A 16121-nucleotide genomic window follows, 5' to 3' on the forward strand; every position below is an offset into this window, starting at 1 on the left:
ACGGCCCGTACTTCGCAGGCACGTCCCGCCACGGCGTCCCGGCCCGCAGCCGCCACAAAATCCCGTTGATCACCTGCCGGTGATCACGCCACTGCCCGCCACGCCCGGACGAGACCGGCAGCAGCGGCTCGATCCGCGCCCACGCCGCATCCGTCAACTCACCCCGACCAACACCCACAACCCGGACATTACAGAACCAGTGACCAGGCCATTCACAGGACAGGCCCTAGGCGTGCACGAGCAGGCGCCCCGGCCGTCCCGCCACGTGGGCGGGCGACCGGGGCGCCTGGGAAGTGCGTATCAGTGCCCTGCGGGGAGCACGTGTCAGCCGTTGGCCTTGTTGTAGGCCTCGAGCACCTCGGCCGAGATGCGGCCGCGGTCGCTGACCGTGTGGCCGTTCGCCTTGGCCCACTCGCGGATCTCGGCCGTGTTGGACGAGCCGCGCGAGCGACGGGCCGCGGGGCGGGCCGTCGAGGTACGGGCGGAGGCCTTGCGCGCGTGGCCCACCCAGGGGGCGAACGCCTCGCGCAGCTCGGCGGCGTGCGCGGTGCTGAGGTCGATCTCGTAGCTCACGCCGTCAAGGCCGAAAGTCACGGTTTCCTCGGCGACGCCGCCGTCGATGTCGTCCACGAGAACAACCTGAACCTTCTGAACCATCGGACCCACCTTTCCCACGCCACCTTTTACCATGTGCAGTTCTGGAGCATGCCCTATCGAGTGATCGCATGTCAATTACAGGGCACGAATACACGCGGGGGAAGGGAGCGTGAAATCGCCGCGGACTACTTTTCCGCGCGTTCCGCCGCCTCGCGGTCCATTCGCTCCAGTGCGAGACGTTCGTCACGGTCGGCGCGCACGATCTTTCTCATCACGAACCAGAAGATCAGGCCCAGCCCCGCAGAAGGCACGAGGGCCGCAGCGCCCGCCCAGAACGTTTCCATCACGACTTCCTCACGTTTGCGGTCAGCCCTGTGGCTTGACGAGCGGGAAAAGAATCGTCTCGCGGACACCGACGCCCGTGAGCGCCATGAGCAGGCGGTCGATGCCCATACCCATTCCGCCCGACGGCGGCATCGCGTGCTCCATCGCGGCGAGGAAGTCCTCGTCGATCCGCATGGCCTCGTCGTCGCCCGCCGCCGCCAGGAGCGCCTGCGCCTCGAACCGCTGACGCTGGATCACCGGGTCCACCAGCTCGGAGTAGCCCGTCGCGAGCTCGAAGCCGCGCACATACAGGTCCCACTTCTCGACCTGCCCCTTCGCGGTGCGGTGGTCGCGGGTCAGCGGGGAGGTCTCGACCGGGAAGTCGCACACGAACGTGGGCGCGAACAGGTGGTCGCCCACCTGGTGCTCCCACAGCACCTCCACGAGCTTGCCGTGGTTGATGAAACGCTTGCTCCCCAGCTCGATACCGAGGCGGTCGGCCAGCTTCTCGAGGTGCTCCACCGACGTCTCGGGGGTGATCTCCTCGCCGAGCGACTGCGACAGCGACTCGTACATCCGCAGACGCGGCCACTCGCCGCCCAGCTCGTACTCCGCGCCGTCGGGCAGCGTCACCGTCGTGGTGCCCAGCACGTCCTGCGCAGCCGTCTGCACCAGGTCCTGGGTGAGCGCGCCGATGGTGTCGTAGTCGCCGTAGGCCTCGTACGCCTCGAGCATCGCGAACTCCGGCGAGTGCGTGGAGTCCGCGCCCTCGTTGCGGAAGTTGCGGTTGATCTCGAACACCTTCTCGACGCCGCCCACCACGGCGCGCTTGAGGAACAGCTCCGGGGCGATGCGCAGGAAGAGCTCGATGTCAAAGGCATTCATGTGGGTCGAGAATGGGCGCGCTGTGGCGCCGCCCGCCTGCGTCTGCAGCATGGGCGTCTCGATCTCGAGGAAGCCGCGGCGGTGGAAATTCTCCCGCAGCGAACGCACCACGCCCGCGCGGACGCGCACCATGTCGCGAGCGGCGGGCCGGGCAATCAGGTCCACATAACGCTGACGGACCCGCGCCTCCTCCGAAAGGTCCTTGTGGAGCACCGGCAGCGGGCGCAGCGACTTGGCGGCCATGCGCCATTCGTCGGCGAAGACGCTCAGCTCTCCACGACGCGACGAACCGACCCGGCCGTGCACGAAGAGATGGTCACCGAGGTCCACGTCGCTCTTGAAGTCGGCGAGGGATTCCTCACCCACCTCCGCGAGGCTGAGCATGGCCTGAAGGCGATTTCCTTCGCCGTCCTGAACGGTGACGAAGCAGAGCTTTCCGGTGTTGCGCAGGAAGACCACGCGACCCGCGAGGCCCACGACGTCCTGGGTCTCCTCGCCGGCCTCGAGGTGGCCGTACGCCTCGCGGACGGCGGCGATCGTGTGGGTCACCGGGACGCCGACGGGGTACGGCTCGACGCCGCGCTCCAGCAGGCGCTCACGCTTCTCGCGCCGGATCCGCAGCTGCTCGGGCAGGTCGTCGGTCTCGGGCGCGTCGTCGGGCACGCCCGGCGTGCTGGTGTCGGTGGTCACCCGCCAATCCTACCGAGGCGCCCCGGTGCGCCCGCCCTCTGCCGCCCGTCGCCTAGGTCTCAGGCCGGCCGCAGGTCCAGGGCCAGGTCCAGGATCGGCGCACTGTGCGTGAGCCCACCCACCGACAGGTAGTCCACACCCGTCCCGGCCACCTCCCGGGCGCGGTCGAGCGTGAGGTTCCCCGTGGCCTCGAGCTCGACGTGCGCCGGCACGCCGTCGCGACCTTCGCGCTCGCGCACCGCGGCGACGGTCGCCGCCAGGACCGGAGTGGGCATGTTGTCGAGGAGCAGGAAGTCGGCGCCCGCGCCGACCGCCTCCAGCGCCTGGGCCGTCGTGTCGGCCTCGACCTGGACCAGCACGTCCGGGAAGGTGGCGCGCACCGCCTCGATGGCGGCCCGCACCGATCCCGCGGCCACCACGTGGTTGTCCTTGATCATCGCGACGTCGTAGAGGCCCATGCGCTTGTTGGTGCCGCCGCCGGCACGCACGGCGTACTTCTGCAGCGCCCTCAGGCCGGGAGTCGTCTTGCGCGTGTCGAGCACCTGAGCGCCCGTGCCGGCAAGCTCACGCGACCACGCCGCGGCGGCGGTGGCCACGCCCGATGCCCGGCTCGCGAGGTTGAGCAGCGTCCGCTCCCCCACCAGCAGCACCTGCGTGCGCCCGCTGAGGGCGGCGAGCACCTGGCCCGTGGCCACCGTGGCGCCGTCCTGCGCGTGGAACACCACCTCCGGCTGGGGCAGCCCGAGCCGCCCGGCCACCTGGCGGAGGACCTCCTCCACCACGACCAGCCCGGCCACGACGCCGTCGGCCCGGGCCACCAGGTCCGCGGTGCCGGTGGCCGACGACGGGATGGTCGCCTGGGTGGTGACGTCCCGTCCCGGCGCCGGGCCGAGGTCCTCGTCGAGGGCGACCTCGACGACGCGGGCGACCCACGCGGGGTCGAGGCCCGGCTCGACCGTGGACGGGGCGGCGAAGACGGGCAGCGTGCCAGGAGTGCTCACGGGGCCACGGTAGTCGCTGCCGTCGACACGCGGTCCCAGGACCCCGCTGAGAGTCGTGCAGGCACATAGCCTCGCGTGGTGCGCATCGCGGTGATCGTCGACGGTCTTGAGTCCACCCGCCAGTTCCACGCCGACGACGGCCAGGCGATCGTCGACGCCGGAGCCATGCTCACCGCGATCGGCAAGCCGGTGTCGGTCGACGTCGTGCACGACGAGGAGTGCGCACCGGTCCTTTCGACCCTGCCGGAGTCGGCATACGACGCGATCGTCATCGCATCGAACGCACTCCGGCATGCCGACGGCCGAGCTGCAGCCGCAGTCCGCAAGCATTCGGCTGCGATCACGGAGTTTCTCCGGCGCGGCCGTGGGCTCGTGCTGCTCCACCAGTACGCGGCTGTCGACACGCTCGTCGCCATGCCGGACGGGCCCGCCCTCAGCTTTGATCGGCGCCCGGCCAGACCGGCCCGCCCAGAGCCGGCAGACGTCGAGAGCGTGCTCTTGAACTACCCGTTCCCCATCGACCTCGCCTCTGACCTGGCCGCCACAGGGCAGCTCGGCGAGCTGAGCTCGTGGTTGTCGGTGCCCGCAACGCTGCTGCAGGAGTTCGAGACGGTGGTACGGAGCGCGGACGGCGAGGCGCTCCTCGCCGTGAGTGCTGAGCACTTCGCATGGCGGGTCGTCCATTCCGCGCTACCCCTCGACTGGCACGGCGCCACTCGACTCCTCGCGAACTGCATCGAGTTCGCCTGCACCGGCCTCCCCGACGTCGTCCTGTGGCCCTCAGGCGCCCAGAGCCCCATGGCCGCGACAGTGGGTCACCTGCGGAGGACACACCGGGTCAGCGCCGACGACCCAGCGACGGGCTGGCTGTCCCGACGACCGAGCCTCCACCTTGTGTCACCGGTCGACCGGCGCACGGCTGACTCCCTGATGACGGCCACACAACAAGGCGGAGTGGTTCTTGCCGCAGGAGGGGTGGACCGCAACGGCACAGTGCAGTTCACCGGTCGCGTGAGCGCGCGAGAAAGCATCCTCGCGCGCGACTTCTTTGCCGCTGATCCGGGAGCCGCGCTCCGGGCGGACACGCTCGACCCGTTTCCCACCCGAAACATCGTGGTTGCGGCACGCCAGCTCCTCAACCGGGCGCCGGCCACCGCGTCCGAGACCTGGGACCCCCGGCGGGACGCCGCGTTGCAGTCACGCCTGGGATCGCTCGTCTATGACGGGATGACGATGACGTCGGCCCTCGCAGTGCTCCAGGTGCTGTGCGCAGCAGAGGCTGACATGTCGCTCCGCCGGGAGATGCTGGACCGCGTCGCGCTCCTGGCACCGGGCGACCCGATCTCCGACGTGCTCGTCAGCGCCGGCAAGGTCGCCCTGGGTGATGCCCCGATGGAGCTCCTCGCCGACGAGATCGGCGGTCTCGCTTCCGGTGAAGCCAACCCACCGGACGCCCTGCGGATCCTGGACTGGATCGGCTTTCTCGTTCTCGTACTCGAGGTCGACGGCGGCCCGGCACTCCGCTCTGCTGTCACGCGACTGCTCGACCTGGCAGAACCTGCGAGCACGGGCGATCTGTGGCTCAGCCACGAGGGAACCGCGACGGTCGCGCTGGCAGTCGCGGCCGCCGGTGGCGACCCTGCCCACCTGGGCCGAGTGGCCCGTGCTCTGGCGCGTCTCCGCGCCGAGTTTCACGCCGCGAGAGCCACCGAAGGCCATCTCAGCGCGGTCGCGCGGTACACGCAGGCGATCGCCGCCGTGGAACGTATCGCGCCGCTCGTCCTGGACTCGCTGGCTCCGGTGGTCTCGTTGGCTGACAGTCGCCCGGACGCCGACTCCGGGCCCTCACAAGAGCACCGGTACAGCACCGCCCTCGCCGCAAGGAACCGCGAGCTCCTCGGTCAGCTGAGAGACGAGCAGCTGAAGGCCCAGCGTCGTCTGCCTGTCTTCCTCGCGGGCGCAGCTCTCATCTGGACGCTCGCCGTCGCGGCTGCCGCTGCGGGCGTAGCGACAATCATCTGGTCATGGCACTGGCCGGACATCGCACAGCTCACCACGATTCCCGCCGTCCTCGCCTGGGCCGTCCTCGTCGGGACGATCGCTCGCGGGCTGGACCGGCTGGGAATCCTGCCCCGCAGGCTCGGCCGCTTGGCCGACGCCATGACCGCCGAGGCGAGGAGGCGTATTCGCGGCTGACGCCCTATGAGCCGAAGCCACCGCCGCCGGGCGTCTCGATGGTCAGGACATCACCCGGTCCGAGCTCGGCTCGTGCACAACCAGCAAGCACGTCGACCGTCCCGTCCGTGTGAGAGACGGTGTTCCGCCCCAGCGCCCCGGGTATTCCTCCGCGCAGTCCGTACGGCGGTACGACACGGTGGCCTGAGAGCACGCTCACGCTCATCGGCTCCCGGAACTCCAGCACCCGCACGACACCATCGCCACCGCGCCACCGGCCGGCACCGCCTGATCCGGCCCGGATCGAAAACTCCCGGACCAAGACCGGGAACCGCGCCTCCAGAACCTCTGGGTCGGTGAGCCGCGAGTTCGTCATATGGGTCTGGACCGCCGGCGCACCGTCGAACCCTTCACCCGCCCCTGAACCCGACGCGATCGTCTCGTAGTACTGCCGCGACTCGTCACCGAACGTGAGGTTGTTCATCGTGCCTGATCCCTCAGCTTGAACCCCGAGCGCCCCGTACAGCGCTCCGGTGATCGCCTGGCTCGTCTCGACGTTGCCGGCCACGACAGCCGCCGGAGGCTCCGGTGAGAGCATCGTGCCCGGCGGGATCACGATCGTCAGTGGACGGAGGCATCCGTCATTGAGCGGAATGTCGTCGGCGACAAGGGTGCGGAAGACGTAGAGCACCGCGGCTGTCGCGACAGACGACGGGGCGTTGAAGTTCGTCGCAAGCTGCGGCGACGTGCCCGTGAAGTCAACCGTCGCCCGCCGCTCCTCGCGATGCACGCTGACCCGTACCGCGATCACGGCGCCACTGTCCGTCTCATACCTGTACTCGCCGTCAGCAAGAGCGTCGATCACCTGCCGGACAGCCTCCGCCGCGTTGTCCTGGACGTGGCGCATGTACGCCTGCACGACGTCGAGCCCGAAGTGCTCGACCATCGCCCCGATCTCCTCGACCCCTTTGGCGTTGGCCGCGAGCTGGGCACGCAGGTCCGCCAGATTGGTCGCCGGGTCTCGCGACGGGTACCGGGCGGAGGCGAGCAACTCACGAGTCTCGCGCTCACGAAGTGCCCCGTCCTGGACCAGAAGCCAGTTGTCGAACAGCACGCCCTCCTCGTCGATCTCTCGGCTGTCCGCAGGCATCGACCCGGGCGTGATGCCCCCGATCTCGGCGTGGTGACCACGTGCCGCGACGTAGAAGAGAATCTCGGCTCCGTCGTCGGAGAACACGGGCGTGATGACAGTGACATCCGGGAGGTGGGTCCCGCCGTGGAACGGGTCGTTGACCGCGTACGAGTCCCCCGGACGCATCGTGCCTCGCCGCCTGGCGATCACCTCCTTCACCGAGGTGCCCATGGAACCGAGGTGAACGGGGATGTGCGGTGCGTTCGCCACGAGATTGCCGTCGGGATCGAACAGAGCGCAGGAGAAGTCGAGTCGCTCCTTGATGTTCACCGACTGGGACGTCGCCTCGAGCCGAGAGCCCATCTGCTCGGCGATCGACATGAACAGGTTGTTGAAGATCTCGAGCATGACCGGGTCTGCCGCCGCAGCCACATCTGCCTTTGGGCGTGGAACCACCCGCCTGACGATCAGGTGTCCGGCGCCCGTCGCCTCAGCGCACCAACCCGGCTCGACGACGGTCGTCGCGTTCGGCTCGACAATGACGGCCGGGCCAAGCACCCGGTACCCCGGTATCAGATCGTCGCGCAGGTAGAGGGGGCTGCCGTGCCAGTCGCCATGCGCGAACATCCGCACTGTCGCCGCTGGACCGGGAACTCCCGGGGGGCCGGTCGGGATGCTCTCGAAGACGCGTTCGGCATGAGCGCTCGGGGCCACCACCTCGACAGCGACCGCCTCAGCGATCAACGGCCGATCCAGGAGGAAGGAGTACGTCGTGCGGTGCGTGCGTTCGAACTCTGCCACCATCGTTGCGATGTCCGCGAAGCGCACGGGGATCGTCGTATCGGTCCCGTCATATCGCAGGTGTACCCGAGCTGTCACCACGATCGCTGGAGATGTGCCAGTGCGATCGATCAGGCCTCCGGTGAGCTCCATGCGCAGACCGACCTCGAGGGCCGAGGCGGTCTGCCTGATCGCGGCCACGGAGTCAGGGGTCAGTGGCAGCTCGACGGCCCGCTCGCTCATGAGAGTGGTGTCGGCAAGACCCATACCGAGCGCTGACAGCACGCCGGCCATGGGCGGCACCAGCACGGTCTCGATCCCGAGACCGTCCGCGACCGCGCATGCATGCTGCCCTCCTGCACCACCGAACGTGGCAAGTGCGTAGCGGGTGACGTCGTGCCCCTTGCGGACCGTGATCTTCTTGACGGCTCCAGCCATGTTCGCGACCGCAACCGCCAGGAATCCCTCTGCCACCTGCTCTGGCGTACGACCGTCACCGATGGCAGCAGCCAGCTCCGCGAACTTCTCCCGGACCACGTCGACGTCGAGCGGCTCGTCACCGCCCGGACCGAAGACTGCGGGGAAGTGGTCGGGCTGGACACGACCGAGCAGGACGTTAGCGTCGGTGACCGTCAGCGGACCGCCAGCGCGGTAGCAAGCTGGGCCGGGGACCGCTCCGGCAGATTCGGGACCGACACGGTACCGCCCGCCGTCGAAGTGCAGAAGGGAACCGCCTCCGGCCGCGACGGTGTGGATGTCGAGCATCGGAGCACGCAGGCGAATTCCAGCGACAGTCGTGTCGAAGACCCTGTCGAAGGCTCCTGCGTAGTGCGAGACGTCGGTCGAGGTTCCTCCCATGTCGAAGCCGATGACGCGGTCGAACCCTGCAAGCGCAGACATCCGTGCCATCCCGACGATGCCACCTGCCGGACCCGAGAGAACAGCGTCCTTGCCGCGGAAGCGCTCAGCCTCCGCCAAGCCGCCGTTCGACTGCATGAACCGCAAGGGCACACCACGCAGGTCTCCAGCGACTTGGTCCACGTAACGACGAAGAACTGGTGACAGATAGGCATCCACAACCGTGGTGTCCCCGCGCGCTACCAGCTTCACCAGGGGACTCACCTCCGCCGACCGGGAGACCTGGGTGAAGCCGACCTCCTCCGCCAGCCGTGCGACCGCCGCCTCGTGAGCGGGGTACAGGTGAGCATGGAGGCAGACGACCGCAACTGCACGGAAGCCGTCGTGCAGAGCGCGCCGCAGCTCGGGAGCCAGGGACTCCAGGTCCGGCGCCCGAAGGACCTCGCCCTCAGCCGTGACCCGCTCGTCGACCTCGATGACGCGCGAGTACAACGGCTCCGGTAGAACGATGTGACGATCGAAGATCCGTGGACGGTTCTGGTATGCGATGCGCAGGGCGTCGCGGAAGCCCTTCGTGACGACCAGGACGGTCGGCTCGCCACCCCGCTCGAGGAGGGCGTTGGTGGCAACGGTGGTGCCCATCCGAACCGCGTCGACCGTTCGGTCGAGTTCCTCGGCGCTCTCCAGTACGCGCCGAATACCGGCCACAGCGGCATCCTTGTACCTGCTCGGGTCCTCCGAGAGCAGCTTGTGTGTCGACAAGCCTCCATCGGGATGCCGCGCAACGATGTCGGTGAAGGTGCCGCCACGATCGATCCAGAACTCCCAGCCCATGCGCTGAGAGTATGCGGTTCGTCCTCCCCGACCACCCCGCGATCAGGTAGCCGTTCCCCCTTTCACGACGAGAAGGGGAACAGCTACCTGGTCGCGACCCGAAGTGGGAACAGCTACCTGGTCGCGGGCCGACAGCGGCCCGGAGGCCTCAGGCCAGCCGCACCGTGCCGTCGTCGGCCAGCGACACCAGCACGCGCCGCGCCCAGTCCGGGTCCGTCGACGGGAAGTCCATGCGGTAGTGCCCGCCCCGGGTCTCGGTCCGCTCCCACGCGGCCAGCGTGAGGGCGCGCGCGACCTGGTGCACGTTGGTGGTCTCCCACTCCGCGACCTGGGGCTCGGCCATGACGTCGGCGACGCGGTGGGCGTCGGGGCGCACGGCGGCGAGCCGCTCGTCGGCGGCCTCCAGCGAGGCCGCGGAGCGGATCACGCCGGACCCCCCTGACGTCACCTTCTGGATCCGAGACCGCGCGGCGGCGGCGACGAGGGCCGTACCGCCAGGACGCTCCACGGGCTCGGGTGCCGTGCGCAGGTCTCCGGAGGCGTACCGGCCTGCCACGTCGCGCGCGGCGCGGTAGGCGAATACCAGCCCCTCCAGCAGCGAGTTCGACGCGAGCCGGTTGGCGCCGTGCACGCCGGTGCAGGCGACCTCGCCCACCGCGTACAGGCCCTCCACCGACGAGCGCCCGTGCAGGTCGGTCACGACGCCGCCCGAGTGGTAGTGCTGGGCCGGCGCCACCGGCACCAGCTCCTCGGTCCAGTCGATGCCGTTCGCGAGCAGGCGGTCGGTGATCGTCGGGAAGCGCCGGCGCAGGAAGTCGGCGCCGAGGTGCCGCGCGTCGAGCAGCACGTTGTCCGACGACGTCGCCGCCATCTGCCGCACGATCGCGTGCGCAACGACGTCTCGGGGCGCGAGCTCGGCCATCTCGTGGACGGCGGGCATGAACCGGCGGCCGTCGACGTCGAGCAGCAGCGCGCCCTCGCCGCGCACGGCCTCGGAGATCAGCGGGAGCTGCCCCTTGGCGCCCGAACCGAGCCACAGCACCGTGGGGTGGAACTGCACGAACTCCAGGTCGGCCAGGACCGCGCCCGCCCGCAGCGCGGCCGCGATGCCGTCGCCGGTGGCGCCCGCCGGGTTCGTGGACGAGCGGAAGACCTGCCCGATCCCGCCGGTCGCGAGGACCACGACGGGCGCGAGCACGGCACCGACGCCGTCACGCGTGCCGGTCCCCCGCACGTGCAGGGTCACCCCGGCCGCGGGCCGGCGCCCCTCGGCGTCGGGCGCACCGGTCAGGATGTCGATGACCAGGGCGTTCTCGACCACCTCGATGCCGGGGTCGTGGCGGACGGCCTCGATCTGCGCCACGAGCGCCCGCGAGATCTCGGCGCCCGTCGCGTCGCCGCCCGCGTGGGCGATCCGGTCGGCGTGGTGCCCGCCCTCGCGGGTCAGGGCGATCTCGCCGTCTCCGGCGAGGTCGAAGACGGCGCCACGGGCCACGAGCTCGCGAACCCGTTCCGGGCCCTCGGTGACCAGCACCTTCACCGCGTCGGCGTCGCTCAGCCCGCCCCCGGCGGCCAGCGTGTCCGCGAGGTGCGCCTCGGGAGAGTCCTCCGGGTGGAGGGCGGCGGCGATGCCGCCCTGCGCCCACACGGTGGAGCCCGACGACAGCTCTCCCTTCGTCACGAGCAGCACGCGCGGCACCCGGGTGCGGAGCTCGAGCGCGGCCGTCAGGCCGGCGATGCCGGACCCCACCACGATCGCGTCGACCGTGGTGGTCCAGCCCGGCGCGGGCGCCGCGAGGGCACGTGCGAGACGCGGCCACGGCGCCCCGGGAGAGGGCGCGCTCACCCGCGGCCCGACACCGACGGCACGGAGGCCCGGCCGGCGGCGGTGCGGACGAGCCCGGACGTCTGGAAGGGCTCGATCGGGATGCCGCTCTCCTCGAGCCCGTAGCCGTCGGGCACGTGGCCCGGCTCGTCGAGGACCTCGACGATGCGGTTGTTCTCGTCCACGAACACCACGCTCGGCAGGAAGGTGCGCGCATCGTGGTCGGAGAGCAGGCCGTAGGCGATCAGGATGACCACGTCGCCGGGGTGCACCAGGTGCGCGGCCGCACCGTTGATGCAGATCTGGCCCGAACCAGGCTCCCCCGGGATCACGTAGGTGGTGAGGCGGGACCCGTTCGTCACGTCGACCACGTCGACCTGCTGGCCCGGGACGAGGTCCGCGGCGTCGAGCAGGTCGGCGTCGACAGTGATGGAGCCCACATAGTGCAGGTCCGCCTGCGTCACCGTCGCCCGGTGGATCTTCGCGATCATCATGGGTCGCTGGAGCGACGCGGGACGCTTCGAGAGGTGCTCGGTCACGGGGTTGCCTCCTGGCCGGTCAGAGGCACGACGGCCGGGGTCTCCGGCGCCGCGACCACGTCGACGGCCTGGTTGTCGATCAGTCGGGTGGTGCCCACGCGCGCCGCCACGAGGAGCAACGCCGGACCGGTACGGTCCGCCGGCACGTCCTCAACGGTATCCGGATCCACGAGAGCCAGGTAATCCACCACAACGCCGGGTGCCGCGTTGAGGATTCCCGACGCCGTCGCCAGCACCGCGGGCGCTCCGCCCCGGGGCCCTGCCTCGGCCCCGGCCCGCAGCGCGCGGGAGAGGGCGAGCGCCCGCTCGCGCTCGTCGGGGGACAGGTAGGCGTTGCGCGAGGACATGGCCAGCCCGTCGGGCTCCCGGACCGTCGGCACGCCGAGGATCTCGACGTCGAGATCGAGGTCGCGCACCATGCGCCGGACCGCGAGCAGCTGCTGGGCGTCCTTCTGCCCGAACAGCGCCACGTCGGGCCGCGTCAGGTGCAGCAGCTTCAGCACGACGGTCAGCACCCCGTCCATGTGCCCCGGGCGGTGCACGCCCTCCAGCACCTGGCCGACACGGCCGGCCGAGACCCGCACCACGGGGTCGCCGTCCGGGTACATCACGTCCGGCGTCGGGGCGAAGACCAGGTCCGCACCCACCGTGCCGAGCTTCGCGACGTCGCCGTCGAGGTCACGGGGGTACGTGTCAAGGTCCTCGCCCTTCCCGAACTGGAGCGGGTTCACGAAGATCGTGACCAGCACCTGGCCGTCGGGACCGGCCTCGGCTCGCGCGCGCCGCACCAGCTCGAGGTGGCCGTCGTGCAGCGCGCCCATGGTCATGACGACCGCCCGGCGGGCGGGCCCGCCGGACGCCCCGGGCGAGCCCAGGGTGGCCGCCAGGAGCGCGTCACGCAGCTCCTCGCGGGTGCTGACGACGGTCGGCGTCGGGGTGGTCATCGGGGGTTCCTTCCTGCGTGCGACTCGGGCCCGCCCAGGGCGTCGAGCAGCGCCTGTGCCGCGGTGTCGTCGATGCGGTGGCTCGCCAGGGCGCGACGCGTGGCTCCCCGGGCGAGCTCCGTGTAGCTGTCCGGCACGTCGGTGGCGCCCGAGCGGGCGGCCAGCTCGGCCAGCACCGCCAGGTGCTCCTCGACGGTCCCCACGTCGCCCCGCGAGACCGGGCCGGTCAGCGCGGAGATGGCTCCCGGCCCCACGCCCTCGCGGGCGTCGGCGGCGCGCGTGGCGCCGTCGAGGGCCGCGCTCAACAAGGGCTGCAGCACGCGCCCGGGGGTGGCGACCCCCGCCTCCTCGAGTGCCTGCGCGGCCTGGGCCACGAGCACGACCAGGTGGTTCGCGCCGTGCGCCAAGGCCGCGTGGTAGAGCCCGCGGGCCTCCTCGGCCACGACAACCGGCTCACCGCCGATCTCGACCACGAGCGCCTGCCCGATGGGCTGCACCACTGTGGGGGCGGTGACGGCGAACGTGCTGCCCTCCAGCCGGGCGAGGTCCAGCGACGTGCCGGTGAAGGTCATCGCCGGGTGGACGGCGAGCGGGATGGCTCCCGCGGCACGCGCAGGCTCCAGCACCCCGACGCCGTAGCGGCCGGAGGTGTGCACCACCAGCTGGCCGGGCTGCCAGGCACCGACCTCGGCGAGGCCCGAGACCAGGCCGGCCAGGGCGTCGTCGGGCACCGCGAGGAGGACGAGCTCCGCCCGCTCGACGACCTGCTCCACCTCGAGGACCGGTACGCCCGGCAGGAGCGTGGCGATGCGCTCGAGCGACGCGTCGGAGATCCCGCTCGCGCCCACGACCGCGTGGCCCGTGGCCCGGAGCGCGCTGCCCAGCACCGCGCCCACGCGACCCGCCCCGACCACCCCGACACCCAGGCGGCCCGGCCGCCTGGGCTCGCTCACCGGCTCGGTCATGACGTCTCCATCCATCGTTCGGGTCCTGCAGCCGCCCGGGCGCTCCGGGCCCGCAGGGCCTGCTCGTCGAGCAGGCGAGCGGCGTCGGCCGCGTCCAGATGGGGCACCGCCGGGCTCACCGGGCCGGGGGTCGAGTGCACGGTGAACGTCGCGAGCCGGAGCCGGCGCTGCCACGGCCCCTGCGTCACGGCGAGCGACTGCGTGCGCTCGTGGGGCACCACGTCGAGCGAGCGCACCAGCCGGCCACGGCGCATCAGGAGGGCGCGCCCCGTCACGCTGAACCCGTGCCGCCGCCAGGCGAGGGGGTCGAGGATCCGGGCGCGGCGCGGGCTGCCGACGAACCGGCCGCCCGACGACGAGTCGCCCGCCAGCCCCTCCTCGAGGAGCGCGCGGGGCTCGTCCACGCCGAGGTCGGGCAGCACGAGAGACAGGACGGTGAGCGCGTCCTCGCGCGTGCCGACCGGCAGCAGGACGGCATTGGTCTCGTTCTTGTCGCCGTACCCGGCCACGTTCACCTGGACGCGCCACCAGTCCGGACCACGCCACAGCATGCCCTGGGTGAGGCTCACCGCCTGGATGCGCCCGGGCGGGATGGTCTGCGCTCGCGTCTCGAGGAGGCCGTGCCGCAGCCGGATCCCGTCCTGCGAGATGGCGACCCGGAAGTCGAACTCGCCGGTGAACCGGTTGAAGAGGTACCCGCCACCACCGAGCAGGGCCGGCAGCACCGAGAGCGCGATGCTGATCCGGCCCGTCGTGACGACCAGGACCACGAGGGCCACCAGGAAGACGGCCGTGAAGATGGTCACGCCGCTGCGCAGCAGCGACATGATGAGGCGCCCCGGCGCGACCGTCAGGACCGCCTGCTCAGGGGCCTCCAGGAGCTCCGGGGCGGACAGCACGGGGGGCGGCCCCGCGACGGCCCCGTCCGACGACGGCGCCGCGTCGCCCGGGTGCACCGGCCCGTCGCCCAGCGGCTCACCGCCCCGGCGGCGCGCCTTGAGGCCCGCCGCACGGGCGAGGAGCTCGCCGCGCAGGGCGCGCGCGTCGCCGTCGCGGAGAAAGCCGATCGCGATGCCGGAGTCGCTGCCGCCGGCCACCTCGAGCGTGAGCTCGCAGAGCCCGAAGAGGCGCGCGACGAGCGGCTGGCGGATGTCGACCGCCTGGACCCGGTCCAGGCGGGCGTGGCGCTGCGTCCGGAAGAGGACGCCCTTGCGCATGTGGACGGTGTCCTCGCCCACTGCGTACGACGTCATTCGCCACGCCACCGCGGCATACCCGAAGCCCGCCAGCGCGACGAGGACGATCGCGACCGGCACCGTCCACCAGAAGTCGCTGCGCAGCAGCTCGACGATGCCGCCCCCCTGGGCGGAGTCGTCGATCGACTGCTGTCCCACGACGAGCAGCGCGGCGGCCAGGATGGTCCATCCCCGCACCACCGGTGTCACCGGGTGGACGCGCCGCCAGGTCAGGTCCTCCGGCACGGGACCGGCTGGTTCCAGCGTGGCCGGGTCCGGCGTGGCCGGGTCCGGCGTGGTCACAGGCCCGCCAGACGGGCCTCGCCCCGCGAGGCGAGCCGGTCGCGCAGGCGCGCCGCCTCGTCCGGCGGCAGGCCGGGGATCTGGGCGTCGGTGCCGACGGAGGCCGTGTGCAGCTGGACCTTGGCCAGCCCGAGCCGCCGGTCGAGCGGGCCGGCCTCGACGTCGACGTACTGCATGCGGCCGTACGGCACCACCGTGAGAGACCGGAACAGGACTCCCTTGCGGATCAGCAGGTCGTCGTCGCGCTCCGCGTAGCCCAGCGCCCGCACCTGTCGCGGGACCACCCAGACCGTCAGGGCCAGGATGGCCGCCGGGAACCCGGCGAGCAGCCAGAACCACGGGGACACGGTCAGCGCCAGGACCGCGCCCGCGAGGAGCGGGACCCCCAGCGTGATCGTGGCGGGGACCAGCCGTGCCGTCACGAGCCGCGGCGACACGCGGCTCCAGGTCACGTCCGGCGGTTCGAACGGGCTGGTCATAGTGTCATTCTCCCATCAAGCGTTCGCGCACGGCAGGACCCTGCGGGAGGCACGCGTCACGCCGGGACCGTGGACTCCCCCGGTTCGCCGTCCCCACGCCGCTCACCGTCACCGTCGCCCGGCGGCGGAAGCTCGCAGAACCGCTCCACCACCAGCCCCACGACGGTCAGGACGACCGAGCACAGCACGGCGATGCCCGCCGCGACGGCCCGGTCCCGGCGCGGCTCGATCGCCAGGTCGGGCAGCACGACGAGCACCTGCGCGAGGTACCAGCCGCTGAGCAGCGCCCCGGTGAGGGACGCGGCCTTGGCGAGCACGAGCGTGCGGGCAGCTCGCAGACCGTCCAGCGACGGCCGGTCTCCCCGCTGGTAGGCGCGGACCGCCCACCCGAGGCGGAGCACGAGGCCGGCGAGCACGAGGATCGCGGCGTCGACCACCCACGGGACGGGTGGCAGGTGGACCCCGCGCCCCTCGAGGGCACGGAGCACCAACCACCCACCGACCGCCACGCCGACCAGCGCGAGCAGCAGCGTTCGGACCGGAGTTCTACGCATG

General features: G+C 71.5%; 14 protein-coding genes. 1 reads left to right on the top strand and 13 read right to left on the bottom strand.

Annotated features, from left to right (window positions below):
• The 5 genes from AC060K_RS14935 to nadC all read right to left on the bottom strand — a co-directional run.
• Positions 1 to 223, bottom strand: a 223-nt coding sequence (locus AC060K_RS14935) for a transposase (RefSeq protein ID WP_483765222.1), incomplete at its 3' end; no start/stop codon positions are given.
• 101 nt (positions 224 to 324) lie between these two features.
• Positions 325 to 657, bottom strand: coding sequence for a histone-like nucleoid-structuring protein Lsr2 (locus AC060K_RS14940; protein ID WP_483766193.1), 333 nt, complete (start codon positions 655 to 657; stop codon positions 325 to 327).
• Between the two features lie 125 nt (positions 658 to 782).
• A complete protein-coding gene (locus AC060K_RS14945; protein WP_483766194.1) occupies positions 783 to 941 on the bottom strand; it encodes a hypothetical protein in 159 nt (52 codons plus the stop codon).
• A 22-nt stretch (positions 942 to 963) separates the two neighbouring features.
• A complete protein-coding gene (gene lysS / locus AC060K_RS14950; protein WP_483766195.1) occupies positions 964 to 2496 on the bottom strand; it encodes a lysine--tRNA ligase in 1533 nt (510 codons plus the stop codon).
• A gap of 59 nt (positions 2497 to 2555) precedes the next feature.
• Entirely contained in the window at positions 2556 to 3497 is a 942-nt protein-coding gene (nadC, locus tag AC060K_RS14955; protein WP_483766196.1) for a carboxylating nicotinate-nucleotide diphosphorylase, read from the bottom strand.
• A 78-nt stretch (positions 3498 to 3575) separates the two neighbouring features.
• On the opposite strand from nadC, the gene AC060K_RS14960 reads away from it, so the two are divergent.
• The gene (locus AC060K_RS14960; protein WP_483766197.1) at positions 3576 to 5693 is read left to right on the top strand and encodes a hypothetical protein; all 2118 of its coding nucleotides are present in this window, start codon (positions 3576 to 3578) and stop codon (positions 5691 to 5693) included.
• Between the two features lie 4 nt (positions 5694 to 5697).
• Here the strand turns inward: AC060K_RS14960 and AC060K_RS14965 are convergent, their stop codons facing one another.
• From AC060K_RS14965 to AC060K_RS15000, 8 genes are all read right to left on the bottom strand, one after another.
• Entirely contained in the window at positions 5698 to 9276 is a 3579-nt protein-coding gene (locus AC060K_RS14965) for a hydantoinase B/oxoprolinase family protein (protein ID WP_483766198.1), read from the bottom strand.
• A gap of 148 nt (positions 9277 to 9424) precedes the next feature.
• Positions 9425 to 11122, bottom strand: a complete 1698-nt coding sequence (locus AC060K_RS14970) for an L-aspartate oxidase (protein WP_483766199.1) — start codon at positions 11120 to 11122, stop codon at positions 9425 to 9427.
• Positions 11119 to 11595 (bottom strand): aspartate 1-decarboxylase, encoded by a 477-nt coding sequence (gene panD / locus AC060K_RS14975; protein WP_483766278.1) that lies wholly within the window; start codon positions 11593 to 11595, stop codon positions 11119 to 11121. Before panD ends, AC060K_RS14970 begins: the two co-directional genes overlap by 4 nt.
• 41 nt (positions 11596 to 11636) lie before the next feature.
• Positions 11637 to 12584, bottom strand: a complete 948-nt coding sequence (gene panC / locus AC060K_RS14980) for a pantoate--beta-alanine ligase (protein ID WP_483766200.1) — start codon at positions 12582 to 12584, stop codon at positions 11637 to 11639.
• Positions 12581 to 13549 (bottom strand): Rossmann-like and DUF2520 domain-containing protein, encoded by a 969-nt coding sequence (locus tag AC060K_RS14985; RefSeq protein WP_483766201.1) that lies wholly within the window; start codon positions 13547 to 13549, stop codon positions 12581 to 12583. Before AC060K_RS14985 ends, panC begins: the two co-directional genes overlap by 4 nt.
• Positions 13546 to 15087 carry a PH domain-containing protein gene (locus AC060K_RS14990; protein WP_483766202.1) on the bottom strand — a complete coding sequence of 514 codons (1542 nt, stop codon included), beginning with the start codon at positions 15085 to 15087 and terminating at the stop codon, positions 13546 to 13548. Before AC060K_RS14990 ends, AC060K_RS14985 begins: the two co-directional genes overlap by 4 nt.
• Positions 15084 to 15566 carry a PH domain-containing protein gene (locus AC060K_RS14995; protein WP_483766203.1) on the bottom strand — a complete coding sequence of 161 codons (483 nt, stop codon included), beginning with the start codon at positions 15564 to 15566 and terminating at the stop codon, positions 15084 to 15086. The genes AC060K_RS14990 and AC060K_RS14995 overlap by 4 nt, the downstream gene beginning before the upstream one ends.
• 56 nt (positions 15567 to 15622) lie before the next feature.
• Positions 15623 to 16120, bottom strand: a complete 498-nt coding sequence (locus AC060K_RS15000; RefSeq protein WP_483766204.1) for a DUF3180 domain-containing protein — start codon at positions 16118 to 16120, stop codon at positions 15623 to 15625.
• Position 16121: the final 1 nt, after the last annotated feature.

The sequence above is a fragment of the Antribacter sp. NEAU-D49 genome (assembly GCF_057158775.1).